The sequence below is a fragment of the Amycolatopsis sp. NPDC031561 genome (genome assembly GCF_055580625.1).
In genome coordinates, this window is sequence record NZ_JBVILA010000008.1 from 38,413 (window position 1) to 57,121 (window position 18,709).

Genomic DNA, 18,709 nt, shown 5'->3' on the forward strand with positions numbered 1-18,709 from the left:
GCGGACGGGTAGTGTGCGGTGCCATGCATGAGGGGCAGATCGACCTCCTTCCGGGCGAACGGGTCATCTGGGCCGGGACTCCGGTGCGCAGGCCCCTCTTCAATCCCGGCGACTACTTCAACGTCCCCTTCGGCCTGCTCTGGCTGGGCGCCGTCACTCTGTTCTTCTTCTACAACCACGAAACGGCCTTCCACACGGTCGCGTGGATCGTGCTCACCGTCGCGGGCGTGTTCCATCTCGCCGGCAGGCCGTTGATCCGCTATCTCAGGCTCGCCTCGACCACCTACGCCGTGACGGACGGCCGGGTCATCGCGATCAGTTCCCTGTTCCGCCGCAAGGAGGACTCCGCGGAGCTGGCCGGACTCCCGGATCCCGTCGTCACCCCGGGCCCCGGCAAGACCGGGACGATCACCTTCGGCAGGCTCGGTGTGCTGGCGTGGGCGTCGGCGAACTTCGGCGCGGGCTCCGGGAAGGAGCGCAAGCCGCCGGTCATCCTTGTGGGTGTCAGCGAGGTGGCGAAAGTGCGGGAAAAGCTCGCGAAAGCCGTTGACGAGGCACGACAGCGCCAGTGTCCCGCCACCGGAGAATGACCCGACTGTGTCCGATTCAACTGCGCGCCCGATGTTACCGGCCGGTACACTCAGACGGTCGTCCAGCGCCGGAGGTGCACCGTGCCCTATCCCACGGACCGTGAACGGGACCGCCCCTGGGTGATGCGGACCTACGCGGGCCACTCGTCCGCGGCCGCGTCCAACGAGCTGTACCGCCGCAACCTCGCCAAGGGCCAGACCGGTCTCTCCGTCGCGTTCGATCTGCCGACGCAGACCGGCTACGACCCGGATCACCAGCTGTCCAAGGGCGAGGTCGGCAAGGTCGGCGTCCCGGTTTCGCACCTCGGCGACATGCGGCGCCTCTTCGACGGCATCCCGCTCGCCGAGGCCAACACGTCGATGACGATCAACGCGCCCGCCATGTGGCTGCTGGCGCTCTACGTCTCCGTGGCGCGCGAGCAGGCCGAAGCCGAAGGACGCGACGTCGACGAGGTGCTCGCCAAGCTCACCGGCACCACGCAGAACGACATCATCAAGGAATACCTCTCCCGCGGCACCTACATCTTCCCGCCGGGCCCGAGCCTCCGCCTGATCACCGACATGATCGCGTGGACCGTGCACCACGTGCCGAAGTGGAACCCGATCAACATCTGCAGTTATCACCTGCAGGAAGCGGGTGCGACGCCGACGCAAGAGGTCGCGTACGCGTTGTGCACCGCCATCGCCGTCCTCGACGCCGTCCGGGATTCCGGGCAGGTCGAGCAGGCCGACATGGCCAAGGTGGTCGCGCGGATCTCGTTCTTCGTCAACGCCGGGGTGCGGTTCGTCGAAGAGATGTCGAAGATGCGCGCGTTCACCGCGCTCTGGGACGAGATCACCCGGGAACGTTACGGCGTAACGGATCCGAAGGCGCGGCGGCTGCGCTACGGCGTGCAGGTCAACTCGCTGGGCCTCACCGAGGCGCAGCCGGAGAACAACGTCCAGCGCATTGTGCTGGAGATGCTCGCGGTCTCGCTTTCCCGCGGCGCCAGGGCCCGCGCGATCCAGTTGCCCGCGTGGAACGAGGCGCTCGGCCTGCCCCGGCCGTGGGACCAGCAGTGGGCGCTGCGGATGCAGCAGGTGCTCGCGTTCGAGACCGATCTGCTGGAGTACGAGGACATCTTCGACGGCTCGCACGTCATTCAGGCCAAGGTCGACGAGATCATGGCCGGCGCACGCGAGGAGATCGCGCGGGTGCAGGATGTCGGCGGCGCTGTCGCGGCCGTCGAGAGCGGATACATGAAGTCCCAGCTCGTCGCTTCGCTCGCCGAGTTACGGCGTGGCATGGAAGACGGCGAGCGGATCCTGGTCGGCGTCAACAAGTTCGAGACCACGGAACCATCTCCGCTGCAGGCCGAAGGTGCCAAGGCGATCGAGACGATCGACCCCGCCGTCGAGAAGCAGGCCGTCTCCGCGATCGAAGAATGGCGGGCTCACCGCGACAACGCGGCCGCCGAGTCTTCGCTGGAGAAGCTGAAAGCCATCGCGAAGACCTCGGAGAACCTGTTCGAGGCCACGATCGACTGCGCCCGCGCCGGCGTCACCACCGGCGAATGGTCGGGGGCGCTGCGCGAGGTGTTCGGCGAATACCGTGCTCCCACCGGGGTTTCCGCGTCGGCGGCCGCGGGCGGGGGCAACGCGGAGATCCGCCGCGTGCGCGACCGGGTCAAGACGACGAGCACCGAGATCGGCGAGCGGCTGCGGATCCTGGTCGGCAAACCCGGCCTCGACGGGCATTCCAACGGCGCCGAGCAGGTGGCCGTGCGGGCACGTGACGTCGGTTTCGAGGTGGTGTACCAGGGTATCCGGCTCACCCCGGAACAGATCGTCGCGGCGGCGGTCCAGGAGGGCGTGCACGTGGTCGGGCTTTCGGTGCTCTCGGGTTCGCATCTCGAGGTCGTGCCGCAGGTCGTGGACGGGCTGCGGGCCGCGGGCGCGGGTGACATCCCGGTCATCGTCGGCGGCATCATCCCGCCCGACGACGAGAAACTCCTGCTGGAACGCGGGATCGCGAGGGTGTTCACGCCGAAGGACTACGAACTCACCGACATCATGGACGGAATTGTCGGATTGGTGCGGGAGTGCCACGGCCTGAGCACTTAAAGTCACCGTAAATCTCGGTACCGTAACGGCGGCTGGCGAGGGAGTCACTCACATTGCCCGGGCAAAGGCGCCCACCTACGTTTCGATTAAACCGATTAATCGAAAAGGGGTGCGGCTATGGCGCACGGCGAGTGGTCGAGGCGAGAATTCTTCCGGCGGTCGGCTGTTCTGGGGGCGGTGACGATCGGCGGTCCGGTGCTGTTGTCCGCGTGCACGTCGACCTCGTCCGGAGACGCGTTGGAAGCGGCGAAAAGCGCCAAGAAGATCAAGATCGGTATCGCGAACGAAGCACCCTACGGTTTCACGGATCAAACCGGCAAGGTCACCGGAGAGGCGCCCGAAGTCGCGCGCGCCGTATTCAAGGCGATGGGCATCGACAATGTCGAGGCCAGCGCCGTGTCGTTCGACCAGCTGATTCCGGCGCTCAACGCCAGGCAGTACGACATCGTCGCGGCCGGGATGAACATCAAGAAGGAACGGTGTGACGCCGCCGCCTTCTCGATCCCCGACTACTCGGCGCTGACCGCTTTGCTGGTGCCGAAGGGAAATCCGCAGCAGATCCTGAAGTTCGAGGACATCGCCGCGAAGAAGGTCAAGGTCGCCGTGCTCTCGGCCGCCGTCGAGAAGGGCTACGCCACGGATTCCGGAGTGGCCGAAGACCAGATAGTCACCCTGGATTCGCAGGACAACATGCTCCGCGCGGTCACCGACGGCCGGGTCTACTGCGCCGCGCTCACCGACATCTCCCTCAAGGACGTCCTGGCGAAGAACGCGGGCGCGGCCGCCGAAGTCACTCCCGGCTTCGATCCGATCAAGAACGGGCAGCCGGTCGTCTCTGCCGGCGCGTTCGTCTTCCGCAAGGACGACAACCCGCTGCGCGAGGCGTTCAACGCCGAACTCAAGAAACTGCACGACAGCGGTGAGTGGACCAAGATCGTGACACCGTTCGGGTTCTCGGCGGACAACCTGCCGAAGAGCGGCGTCACCACCGAGAAACTCTGCGCGGTGTAACGGGGCTGACGTCATGTCGTCGTCGGTTTCGCACATCATCACGTCCGTCCTCAGTGGACTGACCGCGACCGTCACCGCCGCGCTCGGCGGGATCGCGGTCACCGTCGTGCTCGCGTTGATCGCCGGGCTCGCGCTGCGATCGCCGTCCCGGGTCGTGCGGGGGATTTCCCGGGTCTACGTGGAGATCTTCCGCGGCACCTCGGAGGTCGTCCAGCTGTTCTGGCTGTACTTCGTCCTGCCGGTGCTGGTGGGCTTCCAGCTGGTGCCGATGTTCGCCGGAATCCTGGTGCTCGGGATGAATCACGGCGCGTACGGCGCCGAGATCGTCCGCGGCGCGGTGAACTCCGTCCCGCGGGCGCAGTTCGAAGGCGCCGTCGCGCTCAACCTGACACCCGCCCAGCGGATGCGGCGGGTGATCCTGCCGCAGGCGTTCGCGGAAATGCTGCCGCCGTTCAACAACCTGTTCATCCAGTTGCTGAAGAGCACCGCCCTGCTCTCGTTCATCGCCGTTCCGGAGATGACGCGGCAAGGTGAACTGCTCCGGCCGGTGTTCGGTGCCGAGATCGGCTGGATCTACGGGACCGAACTCGTGCTCTATCTCCTGCTCGCGCTGCTGATCACGAGCGGGATGCGGACGCTGGAACGGTTCGCGGCGCGGCGGCTCGGCAGGGCGCCCGCCAAGATGACGGCCACGGCGGGGGGTGTGTGATGGACTGGAGCTGGGAAGCCGCGTTCGATTCGATTCCCCTGTTGCTGGAGGGACTTCTCGTCACCGTCGAGATCACCCTGCTCGCCTCGGTGGTCGGCTACGCGCTCGGCCTGGTGTTCGCGCTGATCCGCCGGACGGGGATTCCCGTGCTGTCCCAGGCGGTCCGGCTGTTCATCGAGTTCGTCCGCAGTACCCCGTTGCTGATCCAGGTGTTCGCGATCTACTACCTGGTGCCGCCGCTGACGGGGTTCACGATGTCGGCCTTCCTCACCGGCGTGGTGGCGCTCGGAGTGCATTACGCGACCTATGCCGCCGAGGTGTACCGCGCCGGGATCGAAGCCGTCCCGAAAGGACAGTGGGAGGCCGCGACCGCGTTGAACCTGCCGAGGTCGCGGGTGTGGACGGCGGTCGTCCTGCCGCAAGCGGTTCCCCGGGTGCTGCCCGCGCTCGGCAACTACACGATCTCGATGTTCAAGGAAACCCCGCTGCTCCTGGGGATCGGTGTCCTCGACGTGCTCAACCGGGCGAAAGAGGTCGGTGCCGAAACGTTCCGTGTCATCGAGCCGTACACCCTGGCCGGGGTGCTGTTCCTGCTGGTGAGCCTGCCGGCGTCGATTCTGGTGAGAAGGTTGGAGCGCCGTGCCGCCCACAGTTGATTCCCCGATGATCCGGTTCTCGCAGGTGGTCAAGTCCTATGGCGACCACGTCGTGCTGCGGGACCTCGATTTCACCGTCGCGCCAGGGGAATTCGTTTCGCTGATCGGGCCGAGCGGGTCCGGGAAGACGACGATCCTGCGGCTGCTGATGACCCTGGAGCGGGTCGACGGCGGCACCATCGAGGTCTGCGGTGACCACTTGAGTCACATGAAGCGCGGCGGGAAACTGGTGCCCGCGGACGAGAAGTACCTGAGGACCGTGCGCAAGCGGATCGGCATGGTGTTCCAGCAGTTCAACCTGTTCCCGAACATGAACGTGCTGCGCAACATCACCGAGGCGCCGATCCACTCGCTCGGCGTCCCCCGTGAGGAGGCCGAGGCGCGAGCCGTCGACCTGCTGGACATGGTCGGGCTTTCCGACAAGCAGAACGCGCATCCGACGCGGCTCTCCGGCGGCCAGCAGCAGCGCGTCGCGATCGCACGGGCGCTCGCGATGCGGCCGGACGTGCTGCTGCTGGACGAGGTCACCTCGGCACTCGACCCCGAACTGGTCGCGGACGTCCTGCGCGTGCTGCGCGAGATCGCCGCGTCCACGGACATCACGATCCTTTGTGTCACGCACGAAATGCAGTTCGCGCAGGACGTTTCGGATCGGGTGATGATGTTCGACGAGGGGCAGGTGCTGGAGGACGCCGCGCCGGACAAGCTGTTCAGCGAGCCGGAGCACGACCGGACGCGGCGGTTCCTCAAGGCGGTGATCGACAGGGCGTGAGGCGTCGGCACCACGTGCTCGTGAGTGGCGTTTCGGGTTAGTGCCGAAGGGGTCTTAGGTACCTGCTGGTTGTGACTGGAGTTGGTCGCAGGTCCGTGAAGGCCTCCTTGCCTACCCTGAAGGTAGTGAAGGAGGCCTTCACGGACCGCAGAGGCGAGCCAGCCAGCCCGGGTGTCGCGAAAGCCACTTTCGCGACGTCTGATGTCCCGAAAGTGGCTTTCGCGCCACGGCCGCTGGGCATCACGAACTTGCGAACACTCGCACGCAAAATCCAGTAGGTACCTAGGGCACCCTTGGCTAGAACACGAATCGCCACTCACGACCACCGCGGCCCCACTCTCAAAGGCTGCCGAGGATCTCCTTCGTCGAGGTGACCGTGGCGAACCCGCCGCCGTGCAGGTTCGTCGCGGTCGCCCGGTAGAGCTCGTCGGCGGTCAGGACGCTCCCGTCCGGCCCGGCGAGGTCGAAGGTGAACGTGGCGTCGAGTGCGAAGGTCACGTCGTAGCCGAGGTTGCCGCCGACGCGCGCGGTGGTCTCGCAGCAGAAGTTCGTCTGGATACCGGCGAGCACGAACGACGTGATGCCGCGCTTCTTCAGCCAGCCGTCGAGGTCGATGTCGCCGTGGAAGGCCGAGTTGACCTTCTTGCCGAACACCAGGTCCGCGCGCACCCCGTCGAGTTCGGGCTTGAAGTAGTTGCCATCCTGGCCGGGCTGGAGCGATGAGCCGGGCCGCACGGAGTCGTGGTGCACCAGCACGATCGGCAGCCCGCGCTCCTGGTAGGCGTCGACGAGCGCCTTGATGTTGGCCTCCGCGCCGGGGTTGTTGCGCGGGCCCCAGACGGGCTTGTCGAAGCCGCGCTGGACGTCGATCACGAGCAGGGCCTTGGTGTTCTCAGTGGTCATGGCTCCGAGTTTCGTGCGTTCTTCGGCCGGACGGGAGTGGCAGAAGAGGCGCGATGCGGTACTTTTCTGCCATGCGAACCGTGGGTGTGCTCCTCCTGCCGGGCAGCCGGGCCTTCGACCTCGGCGTGATCGGCGAGGTCTGGGGCGTGGACCGGACCGACAGCGGCATCGGCCCCTTCGAGGTCCGGATCTGCGCGCCGGGCCGTGACCGGGTCGCCATCCACCCGTTCGGCCAGGTCGAGGCGACTCATGGGCTGAGCGGGCTGGCTGGCTGTGATCTCGTCCTCGTGCCCGGCAGGGTCGATCCGCACGCCGAGGTGCCCGCGGTCGCCGTCGCCGCGCTGCGCAAGGCACACCGGGCCGGGATCACCGTGGCGTCGTTGTGTTCGGGGGCCTTCACGCTGGCCGCAGCCGGTTTGCTGGACGGCCGGTCGGTCACCACGCACTGGCGGCTGCTGGACGACCTCGAAACCGCCGCTCGCGATGCCGTCGTCCAGCGGGACGTCCTGTTCACCGACGAGGGTGACGTGCTGACGTCCGCCGGGGTGGTCGGCGGGCTGGACCTTTGCCTGCACCTGGTGCGCCGTGATCACGGCGCCGAGGTCGCGGCCGCTCTCGCCCGGCGGCTCGTGATGCCGCCCGCGCGAGAAGGCGGCCAGCGGCAATATGTCGACCACCCGCTGCCGCCGAAGCCGTCGCGGCCGAGCGTTTCGTCCACAATGGACTGGGCGCTGGCGCGGATCGCCGAGGACATCGGCGTCGACGACCTCGTGGGCCACGCCGGGCTGAGCGAGCGGACCTTCCACCGCGAGTTCGCGGCGGCCACCGGCGTGACGCCCGGACGCTGGCTGCGCGCGCAGCGGGTCCGGCTCGCGCGCCGTCTGCTGGAGACGACCGAGCTCCCCGTCGAGCGCGTCGCGCAGCGCTCCGGCCTCGGCACCGCCGCCAACCTGCGGCGACGGCTGCGGGCCGACGTCGGCGTCGGGCCCGATTCGTATCGCCGGACGTTCCGGTCGGTTACCGTCGAAGCATGGCCGAGTACGAGCACATCCTCGTGAAACGGGACGGGGACACCGTCACCGTCACCATGAACCGCGCCGCGCGGCGGAACTCTCTGTCGGCGGACCACCTCGCGGAACTGCTCGCGGCGTTCCGCGAGGCGGGGGAGACCGACGCCACCGGGATCGTCCTGGCCGGTGCCGGACCGGTGTTCTCGGCGGGACACGACTTCGGCGACGTCGCCGCGCGTGACCTGACAGGCGTGCGTGAGCTGCTGCGGGTGTGCACGGACCTGATGGGCACGATGCAGTCGGTGCCGCAGATCGTCGTCGCGCGGGTGCACGGGCTCGCGACCGCGGCGGGCTGCCAGCTGGTGGCCACCTGCGACCTCGCCGTCGCCGCCGATTCCGCCGGATTCGCCCTGCCCGGCGGCAAGGGCGGCTGGTTCTGTCACACCCCCGCGGTGCCGGTGGCCCGGTCGATCGGGCGGAAACGGCTGATGGAACTGGCGCTCACCGGCGACGTCGTCGACGCGGCGACCGCGCTGGACTGGGGCCTGGTGAACCGCGTGGTCCCGGACGACTCGCTGGACGACGCCGTCGCCTCGCTCCTGGCACGCGCGACGCGGGGGAGCCGGGCGAGCAAGGCGCTGGGGAAGCAGACCCTCTACGCGCAGCTGGACCGGCCCGAGGCCGACGCCTACGCGCTGGCGCTGGAGGTCATGGCCTCGGCGTCGCAGCTGCCCGGGGCGCGGGAGGGAATGGCGGCCTTCCTGGAGAAGCGATCCCCGGTTTGGCCTGACTGAGCGCTACCCAAGTGTCATGAAAGGGGCTTTCAGGACGAAAGATGTCTTGAAAGCCCCTTTCATGACACGCGTTCGCGCATGAGCAGCAGCGTGTAGGCGGCCAGCGTCTGCGCGTCGGTGATGTCACCCGTGACGATCATCTTCTCGAACTCGTCGAGCTCGAACCACGCCGTCCGCATGTCCTGCTCCTCGACCTCGCGCTGGGCTTCACCCTGTGTGAGGTCCGTGGCCAGGAACACGCGCCCGCGCTGGCTCGAGATGCCGGGGGCGACGTCGGTCCGGCCGAGATCGGTCATCGACCCCGCGATCAGCCCGGTCTCCTCGCGCAGTTCGCGGGCGGCGAGTTCGAGCGGGGGGACGTCGGCCCGGTTGGGCGCGGTGCCCATCGGGAACTCCCAGCGCCGCTGCCCGAGCGGATAGCGGAACTGTTCGACCAGGTGGAACCGGGCACCGTCGAAGGGGATGATCACGGCGCAGGTGGGTTTGTCGACGACGGCGTAGATCCCCTCGGAACCATCGAGCCGCCGGACGGCGTCCTCGCGCACGGTCATCCAGTTGTTCCGGTACACCTCACGCGAACTGACACGCTGAACGGGGTCCATGCGCACAGTATCGCCATGCTTGTCCTACCCTCGCGTGGTGCGCCTAGTGATCGCTCGCTGCCAGGTCGACTACGCCGGCCGTCTGACCGCCCATCTGCCGATGGCCACCCGGCTGCTGCTCGTGAAGGCCGACGGCTCGGTGTCCGTGCACTCGGACGACCGTGCCTACAAGCCGCTGAACTGGATGAGCCCGCCTTGCTGGCTGATCGAGGACGGCAAGCTGTGGATCGTCGAGAACAAGCAGGGGGAGAAGCTCGTCATCAAGATCGACGAGATCTTCCACGACCACGCCCAGGAACTCGGCGTGGAACCGGGCCTGCAGAAGGACGGCGTCGAGGCGCACCTGCAGGAACTGCTCGCCGAGCACATCAAGACCCTCGGTGACGGCTACACGCTGGTGCGGCGGGAGTTCCCGACCGCGATCGGGCCGGTCGACATCATGGCGCGTGACGCCGCGGGTGCCAGTGTCGCCGTCGAGATCAAGCGGCGCGGCGAGATCGACGGCGTCGAGCAGCTGACGCGGTATCTCGAACTGCTCAACCGCGACCCGCTGCTGGCTCCGGTGCAGGGCGTGTTCGCGGCGCAGATCATCAAGCCGCAGGCGAGGGTGCTGGCCGAGGACCGGGGGATCCGGTGCCTCACGCTGGACTACGACGCGCTGCGCGGCATCGAGTCGGACGAGTTCCGCCTCTTCTGACCCCCACGCAATTCGTCCTCTGGTTGCGGTACTTGCGCGTGCAACTATCGCAACCAGAGGACTACTTGCGGCCGGTCACGCGCTGAACAGCCGAGATCCGATCGAGTCCTCGGTTTTGTATCTGCATTCTTTCTCGCGCCACAGAATGCCCTAAAGGGCGGCGGGAAATTAACGAACTCGACTCATCCTGCAAAAGAACCAGCTGTTTCTGTGCCATTCGGGTGAACGCCGGATTCCGTGGTCTCGCGCTGTGTCACACTCGATTTCCGCGAGGGGTACCGCCGAAGTCCGGCGGTCGCGGGTGCAGGGGTGATGTGCCATGGCTGATTCTCCGAAGCGTGTCGATCTGGTGCTGGAAGGCGGCGGCGTCAAAGGCATCGGGTTGCTGGGCGCGGTGCTGGAGTTGCACGAAGCCGGTTATTCGTTCCCGCGGATCGCCGGGACGAGCGCGGGTGCGATCGTCGCGGCGCTGGTCGCCGCTTATCAGAAGGCCGGGAAGGATCTCGGCGGTCTGGAAGCGGTGATGAATGACATGGACTGCCGCCGGTTCCAGAATCGGTCCTTGCTCGACAAGCTCACCGGCCCGATCGGCGACGGCGTCGATTTGGTGCTCCACGACGGGATGCACACCGGCGATTATCTCACCGAATGGCTCGCACCGGTGCTGGAGGAGGCGGGAGTGCGCACGTTCGCCGATCTCGCCATCGAGGACCCCGAAGGTACTTTGCTTTCGTATCAACGATATTCCCTCGTCGTCCACGTCAGCGATCTGACCCGCCGCGTGCTCGTCCGGCTGCCTTGGGATTATTCCCAGTACGGCCGCGATCCCGGCGAGGAGAAGATCGTCGACGCCGTCCGCGCGTCGATGTCGATCCCGTTCTACTTCCGGCCGGTGCAGTTCGACGTCCGCCCCGAGGGCACCGTCACCTGGGTCGACGGCGGGTTGCTGTCGAACTTCCCGATCACCGTCTTCGACCGGACCGACATGAAGAAGCCGCGCTGGCCGACCTGGGGCGTGAAGCTTTCCGGGGAACCCGCCGGCGGCAGGGACAAACCGGTGAAGAGCGCGTTGCGGATCGCCATCGGTTCGCTCGAGACCCTGCTTTCGGACTGGAATCGTTACCGGCTGCACGAGGAAGGTGTGAACCGGAGGACGGTGTACGTCGACACGACCGGTGTTTCCGCTGTCGACTTCGGGCTCGGCGAAGAGGAGAAGAAGCACCTCTTCGAAAACGGGCGGGAGGCCGCGCGGCGGTTTCTGGAAAAGATTGTGCCGCAGTGAACTCGCCGGCGGTATTCCGGTGGGATGAGGAATAGGAGGATCCCATGCGTTATCGCCCGATCGGCAGTGATCCGGCGGACGGCCGCCTCGGCCGGTTCGTCCCGGACGACTGGCGCCACGTCGAGCGCTATCCGCTGACCGCGCTGGCCACCCAGGACCGGCCCACCCGGTCACCGGTCGTCATCGGCGTCAACTGGTACGCGGAATTCGACGTCCCGGAAAAGGACCCGAAGTCCGGCGAGTTCTTCGTCGCGAAGGGCGGCGCGAAGTCGCTCACCCGGATACGCGGCGGTCACTGTGTCTGCCTCGAACCCGGCGAATCGACGGACGGCGACACCCAGTACGCCTTCTACGACCAGGGCAAGGAAGGCGCCTGCGTCGGGTTCGGCTGGTCGCGCTGCATGACGCTGTTCAACGGCGACCTCTACGCCGCGCGGTGGCTGTGGGACCAGTCGAAGCTGCGCGACGAATGGGACGAGACCAACCCCGGCGACAACAACGGCACGTCCGTCCGCGCGGCGGCCGAGGTGTTGCTGGAACTGGGCCACGTCTCGTGGTCGGAGAGCTACGCCAGCGACGACCACGTCAAGCGGGCCGCCTACACGCCCGACGTCAAGAACGGCATCCAGGCCTATCGCTGGGCGAAGACCGTCGACGAGGTGCACGAGGTCCTCGGCAACCCGCGTGCCGACGAACTCGGCGCCGTGCCGTTCCTCAACTCGTGGGGACCGAACTACCCGCACCGCACGTACCTGCCTGACGACGTCCTCGCCAGGCTGATCAAGGAGGACGGCGAAGTAGGCCTGCCCACGGACCGGTAAACCCCCACCGGTCGCGAGAAGGGCCGTTCCGGCGGAGACGCCGGGGCGGCCCTTTTCCGTTTCCCGGACCGCTCGCGAGCTGTGTCCTCATCGGACTCCACGGGAAGTTGCTCCTTTTGGCGGACAACCGGACGCCGTGCTCCGGCGTGATGATCCATGTAGGTCGGGGGACCACAAGGGAGAGACCATGAAACTCAAGTCCTGGGTACGGTTCGCGGCGCCGGTCGTCGCCGCGCTTTCGGTCGCGGTACTGGCGCAGCCCGCGCAGGCCGCGAACCGCCTCGCGTGGCGCCCGACGGTCCTGCCGTTGCCGTCCGGCGGCAGCAGCGGGTTCCTGACCGCGTCCGACGGCAAGGGGGAGTACACGGGCACGTTCAGCGTCAACGGCAGGCAATCGGTGGTCAGCTGGCGGAACGGGCAGCCGGTGGTGCGCGGCGTGCCGGGCGGCTACGAGGCGGCGCTGGCCGAGGACGAGAACCCGGCGGGCGTCATCGTCGGCACGGCGCACGACTACGACTCGATGATCAGCCGGGCGTACACGCTGGACGCGAACGGGTTCCACGTCAAGGACGTCCCCGCGGGCTACGACTACGTGTACGGCGTCGCGATCAACACGCGTGGCGACGTGCTCGGCCGGGCGATGAAGTTCAACGGTGGCACCGGGAGCGACGCCGCGGTCCTGTGGCGGGCGGAGGGCGGCGCGCCGGTGCTCGTCCCGAGCACACCGGACATGTACTACGTGCGCGACCTCGACGAGGACGGCACGCTCCTGTTCGACTCGAACCGCAGCTCGGCACTGTGGAAGGACGGCGTTGTCCGGCACCTGTCACCGAGCCCGTCCGTCCAGGGCTGGGGCCTCGCGATCCGCAACGGGGTCGTCGTCGGGACGCGGGTTTACGGCGGTGTCGATCAGGCGGTGCGCTGGGCGTCCCCGGACGCGCCGGCGGTCGGGCTGGCGGGCGGCGCGATGGCGTTGAGCGTCAACCAGGTCGGCCTGACGGCCGGGCTGGTGCCGAACCCGTCGGGGCCGTCGATCGTCGGCAACGCGATCGCGTGGCGCACGACGACGCCGGGCGAGGTCCGCGCGCCGAGCGGCTACTCGACGTTCGAAGCCTCGGTCGCGGCAGACGACGGCTCGCTCGCCGGGTACGCGACGAACGACTCGAGGGGTTCCGGCGGCGTCCCGGTGGTCTGGCGCCTGGCGCCGTGATCCCCGCTCCGGCTCTGCTTTGAACACCAGGCCGGGAGCGGTGCGCTCCCGGCCTGGCCACCCACGCTGCCGTTCCTGAATCCATGCAGTATGGTCCGCGATTGACGCGCTACCGGCGCTTCTCGTGGACATTTTCACTATGGAGGTGGGTCGGTTGCACGTGCTGGCCGATGCGAACCTGCGGCTCGACGCGAGTCCGATCGACTACGTCCTGCTCGCCTTCTACTTCGCGCTGGTGCTCGGCATCGGGTACATGGCGCGAAGGTCGGTCTCGAGCAGCCTGGACTTCTTCCTCTCCGGCCGTTCGCTGCCCGCGTGGGTCACCGGTCTCGCCTTCATCTCGGCGAACCTCGGCGCCGTCGAGATCATGGGCATGTCGGCCAACGGCGTGCTCTACGGCCTGCCGACCTTCCACTACTTCTGGATCGGCGCGATCCCGGCGATGCTGTTCCTCGGCATCGTGATGATGCCGTTCTATTACGGCTCGAAGGTCCGCAGTGTCCCGGAGTTCATGCTCCGCCGGTTCGGCAAACCCGCCCACCTCGTCAACGGCATCAGCTTCGCGAGTGCGCAGATCCTCATCGCCGGCGCGAACCTGTTCCTGCTCGCCAGCGTCGTGAACCTCCTGCTCGGTTGGCCGTTGTGGGTGTCGATCATCGTCGCGGCCGCGGTCGTGCTCTCCTACACCGCGCTCGGCGGTCTCTCCGCCGCGATCTACAACGAGGTCCTGCAGTTCTTCGTGATCGTCGCGGCGCTGCTGCCGCTGACCATCGTCGGCCTGGTGAAGGTCGGCGGCTGGCAGGGACTGGTCGACAAGGTCACCGCCGGCCCCGGCGGCGAGGCGCAGCTGTCCTCCTGGCCGGGTGACAACCTCACCGGCTTCGGCAACAGCTTCCTCTCCATCCTCGGCCTCGTCTTCGGCCTCGGTTTCGTGCTGTCGTTCGGTTACTGGACCACGAACTTCGTCGAAGTCCAGCGCGCCATGGCCTCCAAGAGCATGTCGGCCGCGCGGCGGACGCCGATCATCGGCGCGTTCCCGAAGATGTTCATCCCGTTCATCGTGATCATCCCCGGCATGATCGCCGCGGTCACCGTGTCCGAGTACGTCCAGGACAAGCAGGTCCTGCTCGATGGCGGCGAAGCGCCCAGCGGCGTCACCGCGAACAACGCGATCCTGCTGCTGATGCGCGACCTGCTGCCCAACGGCATGCTCGGCGTCGCGATCGCCGGTCTCCTCGCGTCCTTCATGGCCGGTATGGCGGCGAACCTGAGTTCGTTCAACACCGTCTTCACCTATGACATCTGGCAGTCGTACGTGAAGAAGAACGAGTCCGACGGCTACTACCTCCGCCTCGGCCGCCTGGTCACCGCGGCAGGCACCGTGCTGGCGATCGGTACCGCGTTCATCGCGTCGAACTCCGGGAACATCCTGACCTACCTGCAGGACCTGTTCTCCTTTTTCAACGCGCCGCTGTTCGCCACCTTCATCCTCGGCATGTTCTGGAAGCGGATGACGCCGACGGCGGGCTGGGTCGGCCTTGTCGCCGGTACCGCGTCCGCGATCACCGTGTGGCTGCTTTCGCAGGCCGGGGTCCTCGGGCTCACCGGGCAGGGCGTCAGCTTCGTGGCCGCCGGTACGGCGTTCGCCGTCGACATCGTGGTCAGCGTCGCGGTTTCGCTCGCCACCGCGCCGAAGCCGGAAGCCCAGCTGGTCGGCCTCGTCTACTCCCTCACCCCGAAGGAGTCGCTGAAGCACGACGAAACCGGTGACGACGCGGGCTGGTACCGCAAGCCGGGCCTGCTCGCGGGCATCGTGCTGATCCTGACCATCGTGCTCAACATCATCTTCTAGGAGGCCGGAGATGGCTGCGTCCCAAGCTCCCAAGAAGGCCGGCGTCTTCGACATCCGGCTGGTCATCGCCCTGCTCATCGGCGGCTACGGGCTGGTGCTCACGATCATGGGCATCGGCTTCACCACCGAAGCGGAACTGGCCAAGGCCGCCGACGTCAACATCAACCTGTGGGCGGGCATCGGCATGCTGGCGTTCGGGCTGCTGTTCGTGCTGTGGGCGAAGCTGCGGCCCATCGTGGTGCCGCCCACGTCCGAAACCGGCGAGGACGGCGAATAGCCGGGTTGTCCGGACACCGGCGACACGCTCCGGCTACCGTGCACTTCGTGCTGCTCAACGCTCGACGTCGCCGGATCGCGTCCGCGCTGGCCCTGGTGGCCGCGCTCGGCGCGCTTTCCGCCTGCGGACAGAACCTCGGCAAGTCCAACTTCGCCCGTACCACCGTCGCCGCGGAAGCGGGCAGTGGCGGAGACGTGCCGAGCGGGAACATCAACGACCCGGCCGTCACCCCGGCGATCATGCGCACGATCGACCCGTGCCCGCTGGTGGGCAAAGAGGCGCTGAGCGACCTCGGCGCCCCGGAGGACCCGGTGCCGTCGACCAGCTCGTTCGGCGGCTGCCGGGCGAAGGTCGTCGACGCAGGCGGTAAGCAGTTCTCCGTCAGTGTCGACATCGGAGCGTCGACCTACCTGTCCGACACCGGTGGCGCCGTGGTCACGGCGGTGGACGGCCTGCCGCAGGTCGAGCGGAAGAGCAAGGACGGCAAGAGCTGCGACGTCGGCGTCATGACGTTGCGCAAGCCCGAGCGCGGAGTGAGCTTCTCGGTCAACTACGACGGCGGCGATCCCTGCGCGGCGGCCCGCTCGGTGGCGGCGAAGGGCGTGAAGAGCCTGCACTCGTCCCCGGCGAAGTACCCCACCAGCGCGGGCACGCTGACCGCGGTCGACCCGTGCACCGTCGCGGATCCCGCCGTCCTCGGCGAGGTGGCGCCGCACGGCGCGACCTCCCCGACGACCTTCCACGCCTGTGACTGGACGCCGGGCTCCAACCCGCGGATCACCATCGGTTTCCGCCCCGGCCGCCCGCCGCAGGAACGTGACGGGACCAAGAAGGTCGAGGTCGGTGGCACCACCGTCTACCAGAAGGTGGGCGTCGGCAGCAGCGCCGAGTGCAAGATGGAGTGGCAGCACAAGCCGTGGACAGGCGAGTACGTCGAGCTCGTCGCCGTGACGTACCAGAACTACGACGAGAAGAAGGACGAAACCGCGTCCTGCGAGAAGACGGCGAAGATCGCCAAATCGGTGATCTCGAAGCTGCCGAAGCCCTGACGCTGGCGGCATCCGGCCGGGCGAGGTAGGAAGGGGACATCCCACCCGCCGACGTGTCGGAGACCGCCATGAAGAAGATCATCAACGACCCGAAGACGGTGGTCGCGGAATCCCTGCGCGGGCTCGCCCTGGCGCACGCGGACGTGCTGCGCGTCGAGGACGACCCGGCGATCGTGGTGCGCGTGGACGCGCCCCTGGCCGGCAAGGTCGCGGTGATCTCCGGCGGCGGTTCCGGGCACGAACCACTGCACGGCGGCTTCGTCGGACAGGGCATGCTGGCGGCCGCCGTCCCGGGCGCGGTGTTCACCTCGCCGACGCCGGACGCCGTCGAGGCCGCGGTCAAGGCCACCACGGGTGACACGGGCGCCCTGCTGATCGTGAAGAACTACACCGGCGACGTGCTCAACTTCGAGACCGCCGCAGAGCTTGCCGCCGCCGAAGGGCTGGACGTGCGCAGCGTGGTGATCGACGACGACGTCGCGGTCAAGGACTCCACGTACACCGCCGGCCGCCGCGGTGTCGGCGGCACGGTACTGCTGGAGAAGATCACCGGCGCCGCCGCCGAACGCGGTGACGCGCTCGACGCGGTGGAGGCCTTGGCGCGCAAGGTGATCGGCCAGGTCCGCTCGATCGGTGTCGCGCTCACCGCGCCGACCGTGCCGCACGCGGGCGAGCCGAGTTTCGCACTCGCCGACGACGAGATCGAGTTCGGCATCGGGATCCACGGCGAGCCCGGCATCGAAAAGACACCGGCCGTGTCCGCCGACGAACTCGTCGCGCGCATGGTCGAAGCGGTGGTCACGGACCTGCCCTTCGCCGACGGCGACAAGGTCCTGCTGTTCACGAACTCGATGGGCGGCACGCCGCTGGTGGAGCTGTACCTCGCCCACGGGATCGCCGAGCGGCTGCTGGCCGAGCGTGGGATCGTGGTCGAACGGCGCCTGGTGGGGCCGTACATCACCAGCCTCGAGATGCAGGGGATGAGCCTGACGTTGCTGAAACTGGACGACGAGCTGACCGAGTTGTGGGACGCGCCGGTGAACACCCCGGCCCTGAGGTGGGGAGTCTGATGGCCTGCACCGCCGAGACGCTCGCCGCCGCCTTGCGGGCGGCGGCCGCGGTGATCGCCGAGCATCGCGCCGAGCTGATCGACCTCGACCGCGCGATCGGCGACGCCGACCACGGCGAGAACCTGGACAGGGGGTTCACCGCGATCGTGTCCGCTTTGGACACCGCGACTCCCGAGACCCCCGCCGCGGTCGCGAAACTCGCCGCCACGACGCTGATCTCGAAGGTCGGCGGTGCGGCGGGACCGTTGTACGGCACGGCTTTCCTGCGCGCGTCGGTCAAACTGGGTGACGCCGCCGAAGTGGACGGTCCGCTGCTCGTGGAAGCCCTGCGCGCGGCACTCGAAGGGGTGCAGGCACGCGGCAAGGCCGTCGGGGGAGACGCGACCATGGTCGACGCGCTGATCCCGGCCGTCTCCGCCGCCGAGGAGGCTTCCGGCGAGGGCATCGCCGCGATCCTGGCCGCGGCCGCGGACGCCGCCGACAAGGGCGCCGAGTCCACTGTGGACCTCGTACCGCGCAAGGGCCGGGCGTCGTACCTCGGCGAACGCGCGAAGGGGCATCTCGATCCCGGAGCCCGCTCGACGGCGCTGCTGCTGCGCGCGTTCGCGGAGGCCGCCAAGTGAGCGTCGGAATCGTGCTCGTCTCCCACAGCGCCAAACTCGCCGAAGGGCTCGCGGAACTCGCCGCCCAGATGGCGCCGGACGTCACCATCGTGGCGGCGGGCGGCCTGTCCGAAGGCGGGATCGGAACGGACTACGACGAGGTCGTCGCCGCGACGCAGCGCGCCGATTCGGGGTCGGGCGTCGTCCTGCTGTACGACCTGGGCAGCGCGCAGATGACCGCGGACCTCGCCGTCGAATCGCTCGCCGACCCGTCGGCCGCGGTCGTGGTGGACGCGCCGCTCGTCGAAGGCGCGATCGCCGCCGCCGTCGCGGCGCAGGGCGGGGCGGATCGCCAGGCCGTCGCCGGTGCCGCTGCCGCGGCGGGAGCTCCACCGGATCTGACGTTCGACAGCGGCGCGCAAGACGGCGAGAGCAGTGTCGAACTCACGCTGCGGAACGACGTCGGCCTGCACGCGCGGCCCGCGGCGGTCCTGGTCCGGAGCATCGCGGGGCTGGACGCGCAGGTAACCGTCCGGCTCGGCGAAGAGACCGCGGACGCCAACAGTGTCCTCGCGTTGATGGCGCTCGGCGCACGCCAGGGCGACAGGATCGAGGTCCGCGCGAAGGGTGCGCAGGCCGAAGAAGCGCTCACCAAGGTCAAGGACCTCGTCGACCAGAACTTCGGGGAGTGACACTTAC

20 protein-coding genes are annotated in these 18,709 nt (G+C 68.0%); 18 read left to right on the forward strand and 2 right to left on the reverse strand.

The features are described 5' to 3' along the window. Nucleotides 1–23: 23 nt before the first annotated feature. The 6 genes from ACZ5IK_RS18540 (at nucleotide 24) to ehuA (ending at nucleotide 5,841) form a co-directional block, all read left to right on the forward strand. Nucleotides 24–590 (forward strand): hypothetical protein, encoded by a 567-nt coding sequence (locus ACZ5IK_RS18540; protein ID WP_465488777.1) that lies wholly within the window; start codon nucleotides 24–26, stop codon nucleotides 588–590. Nucleotides 591–671: 81 nt separating this feature from the next. Beyond that, a complete protein-coding gene (locus tag ACZ5IK_RS18545) occupies nucleotides 672–2,693 on the forward strand; it encodes a protein meaA (protein WP_465488778.1) in 2,022 nt (673 codons plus the stop codon). 117 nt (nucleotides 2,694–2,810) lie between these two features. Then, nucleotides 2,811–3,704 carry an ectoine/hydroxyectoine ABC transporter substrate-binding protein EhuB gene (gene ehuB / locus ACZ5IK_RS18550; RefSeq protein WP_465488779.1) on the forward strand — a complete coding sequence of 298 codons (894 nt, stop codon included), beginning with the start codon at nucleotides 2,811–2,813 and terminating at the stop codon, nucleotides 3,702–3,704. Between the two features lie 13 nt (nucleotides 3,705–3,717). Further along, a complete protein-coding gene (gene ehuC, locus ACZ5IK_RS18555; protein ID WP_465488780.1) occupies nucleotides 3,718–4,413 on the forward strand; it encodes an ectoine/hydroxyectoine ABC transporter permease subunit EhuC in 696 nt (231 codons plus the stop codon). Next, on the forward strand, nucleotides 4,413–5,069 hold the full coding sequence (ehuD, locus tag ACZ5IK_RS18560) for an ectoine/hydroxyectoine ABC transporter permease subunit EhuD (protein ID WP_101610230.1): 657 nt from the start codon (nucleotides 4,413–4,415) through the stop codon (nucleotides 5,067–5,069). The genes ehuC and ehuD overlap by 1 nt, the downstream gene beginning before the upstream one ends. Before the next feature lie 7 nt (nucleotides 5,070–5,076). Beyond that, a complete protein-coding gene (gene ehuA, locus ACZ5IK_RS18565; RefSeq protein ID WP_465488981.1) occupies nucleotides 5,077–5,841 on the forward strand; it encodes an ectoine/hydroxyectoine ABC transporter ATP-binding protein EhuA in 765 nt (254 codons plus the stop codon). 339 nt (nucleotides 5,842–6,180) lie between these two features. Here the strand turns inward: ehuA and ACZ5IK_RS18570 are convergent, their stop codons facing one another. Continuing rightward, nucleotides 6,181–6,744 carry a cysteine hydrolase family protein gene (locus tag ACZ5IK_RS18570; RefSeq protein WP_465488781.1) on the reverse strand — a complete coding sequence of 188 codons (564 nt, stop codon included), beginning with the start codon at nucleotides 6,742–6,744 and terminating at the stop codon, nucleotides 6,181–6,183. A gap of 71 nt (nucleotides 6,745–6,815) precedes the next feature. Between ACZ5IK_RS18570 and ACZ5IK_RS18575 the strand changes: the two genes are divergently transcribed. Continuing rightward, on the forward strand, nucleotides 6,816–7,802 hold the full coding sequence (locus tag ACZ5IK_RS18575; protein ID WP_465488782.1) for a GlxA family transcriptional regulator: 987 nt from the start codon (nucleotides 6,816–6,818) through the stop codon (nucleotides 7,800–7,802). Continuing rightward, nucleotides 7,775–8,548: an enoyl-CoA hydratase-related protein gene (locus ACZ5IK_RS18580; RefSeq protein ID WP_465488783.1), complete on the forward strand. Its 774-nt coding sequence runs from the start codon at nucleotides 7,775–7,777 to the stop codon at nucleotides 8,546–8,548. Before ACZ5IK_RS18575 ends, ACZ5IK_RS18580 begins: the two co-directional genes overlap by 28 nt. 59 nt (nucleotides 8,549–8,607) lie before the next feature. On the opposite strand, the gene ACZ5IK_RS18585 is transcribed toward ACZ5IK_RS18580, so the two are convergent. Next, nucleotides 8,608–9,150 (reverse strand): NUDIX domain-containing protein, encoded by a 543-nt coding sequence (locus ACZ5IK_RS18585; RefSeq protein ID WP_465488784.1) that lies wholly within the window; start codon nucleotides 9,148–9,150, stop codon nucleotides 8,608–8,610. A gap of 37 nt (nucleotides 9,151–9,187) precedes the next feature. Here ACZ5IK_RS18585 and nucS point away from each other — a divergent pair, with 37 nt between their 5' ends. From nucS to dhaM, 10 genes are all read left to right on the forward strand, one after another. Next, the gene (gene nucS, locus ACZ5IK_RS18590) at nucleotides 9,188–9,847 is read left to right on the forward strand and encodes an endonuclease NucS (protein WP_168214394.1); all 660 of its coding nucleotides are present in this window, start codon (nucleotides 9,188–9,190) and stop codon (nucleotides 9,845–9,847) included. A gap of 319 nt (nucleotides 9,848–10,166) precedes the next feature. Continuing rightward, entirely contained in the window at nucleotides 10,167–11,129 is a 963-nt protein-coding gene (locus ACZ5IK_RS18595) for a patatin-like phospholipase family protein (RefSeq protein ID WP_465488785.1), read from the forward strand. A 44-nt stretch (nucleotides 11,130–11,173) separates the two neighbouring features. Then, nucleotides 11,174–11,950, forward strand: a complete 777-nt coding sequence (locus ACZ5IK_RS18600; RefSeq protein ID WP_101610222.1) for a hypothetical protein — start codon at nucleotides 11,174–11,176, stop codon at nucleotides 11,948–11,950. Nucleotides 11,951–12,137: 187 nt separating this feature from the next. Next, the gene (locus ACZ5IK_RS18605; RefSeq protein ID WP_465488786.1) at nucleotides 12,138–13,160 is read left to right on the forward strand and encodes a hypothetical protein; all 1,023 of its coding nucleotides are present in this window, start codon (nucleotides 12,138–12,140) and stop codon (nucleotides 13,158–13,160) included. A gap of 154 nt (nucleotides 13,161–13,314) precedes the next feature. Next, nucleotides 13,315–15,012, forward strand: coding sequence for a sodium:solute symporter family protein (locus ACZ5IK_RS18610; RefSeq protein ID WP_465488982.1), 1,698 nt, complete (start codon nucleotides 13,315–13,317; stop codon nucleotides 15,010–15,012). 10 nt (nucleotides 15,013–15,022) lie between these two features. Continuing rightward, on the forward strand, nucleotides 15,023–15,289 hold the full coding sequence (locus ACZ5IK_RS18615) for a hypothetical protein (RefSeq protein ID WP_465488787.1): 267 nt from the start codon (nucleotides 15,023–15,025) through the stop codon (nucleotides 15,287–15,289). Nucleotides 15,290–15,336: 47 nt separating this feature from the next. Further along, the gene (locus ACZ5IK_RS18620) at nucleotides 15,337–16,338 is read left to right on the forward strand and encodes a DUF3558 domain-containing protein (RefSeq protein ID WP_465488788.1); all 1,002 of its coding nucleotides are present in this window, start codon (nucleotides 15,337–15,339) and stop codon (nucleotides 16,336–16,338) included. Between the two features lie 68 nt (nucleotides 16,339–16,406). Next, nucleotides 16,407–17,408 (forward strand): dihydroxyacetone kinase subunit DhaK, encoded by a 1,002-nt coding sequence (gene dhaK, locus ACZ5IK_RS18625; RefSeq protein ID WP_465488789.1) that lies wholly within the window; start codon nucleotides 16,407–16,409, stop codon nucleotides 17,406–17,408. Continuing rightward, nucleotides 17,408–18,031 carry a dihydroxyacetone kinase subunit DhaL gene (gene dhaL / locus ACZ5IK_RS18630; protein ID WP_465488790.1) on the forward strand — a complete coding sequence of 208 codons (624 nt, stop codon included), beginning with the start codon at nucleotides 17,408–17,410 and terminating at the stop codon, nucleotides 18,029–18,031. The genes dhaK and dhaL overlap by 1 nt, the downstream gene beginning before the upstream one ends. Further along, nucleotides 18,028–18,702, forward strand: a complete 675-nt coding sequence (dhaM, locus tag ACZ5IK_RS18635) for a dihydroxyacetone kinase phosphoryl donor subunit DhaM (protein ID WP_465488791.1) — start codon at nucleotides 18,028–18,030, stop codon at nucleotides 18,700–18,702. The genes dhaL and dhaM overlap by 4 nt, the downstream gene beginning before the upstream one ends. Nucleotides 18,703–18,709 lie beyond the last annotated feature (7 nt).

Excerpts from the sequence above, each read along its gene's own strand:
- ACZ5IK_RS18615 (WP_465488787.1), top strand. The coding sequence starts at position 15,023 with ATGGCTGCGTCCCAAGCTCCCAAGAAGGCCGGCGTCTTCGACATCCGG.
- ACZ5IK_RS18605 (WP_465488786.1), top strand. The coding sequence starts at position 12,138 with ATGAAACTCAAGTCCTGGGTACGGTTCGCGGCGCCGGTCGTCGCCGCG.
- ehuC (WP_465488780.1), top strand. The coding sequence starts at position 3,718 with ATGTCGTCGTCGGTTTCGCACATCATCACGTCCGTCCTCAGTGGACTG.
- ACZ5IK_RS18585 (WP_465488784.1), bottom strand. The coding sequence starts at position 9,150 with ATGGACCCCGTTCAGCGTGTCAGTTCGCGTGAGGTGTACCGGAACAAC.
- ACZ5IK_RS18575 (WP_465488782.1), top strand. The coding sequence starts at position 6,816 with ATGCGAACCGTGGGTGTGCTCCTCCTGCCGGGCAGCCGGGCCTTCGAC.
- ehuB (WP_465488779.1), top strand. The coding sequence starts at position 2,811 with ATGGCGCACGGCGAGTGGTCGAGGCGAGAATTCTTCCGGCGGTCGGCT.
- ehuA (WP_465488981.1), top strand. The coding sequence starts at position 5,077 with ATGATCCGGTTCTCGCAGGTGGTCAAGTCCTATGGCGACCACGTCGTG.
- ACZ5IK_RS18580 (WP_465488783.1), top strand. The coding sequence starts at position 7,775 with ATGGCCGAGTACGAGCACATCCTCGTGAAACGGGACGGGGACACCGTC.
- ACZ5IK_RS18540 (WP_465488777.1), top strand. The coding sequence starts at position 24 with ATGCATGAGGGGCAGATCGACCTCCTTCCGGGCGAACGGGTCATCTGG.
- ehuD (WP_101610230.1), top strand. The coding sequence starts at position 4,413 with ATGGACTGGAGCTGGGAAGCCGCGTTCGATTCGATTCCCCTGTTGCTG.
- dhaL (WP_465488790.1), top strand. The coding sequence starts at position 17,408 with ATGGCCTGCACCGCCGAGACGCTCGCCGCCGCCTTGCGGGCGGCGGCC.
- ACZ5IK_RS18570 (WP_465488781.1), bottom strand. The coding sequence starts at position 6,744 with ATGACCACTGAGAACACCAAGGCCCTGCTCGTGATCGACGTCCAGCGC.
- ACZ5IK_RS18595 (WP_465488785.1), top strand. The coding sequence starts at position 10,167 with ATGGCTGATTCTCCGAAGCGTGTCGATCTGGTGCTGGAAGGCGGCGGC.
- ACZ5IK_RS18600 (WP_101610222.1), top strand. The coding sequence starts at position 11,174 with ATGCGTTATCGCCCGATCGGCAGTGATCCGGCGGACGGCCGCCTCGGC.
- dhaK (WP_465488789.1), top strand. The coding sequence starts at position 16,407 with ATGAAGAAGATCATCAACGACCCGAAGACGGTGGTCGCGGAATCCCTG.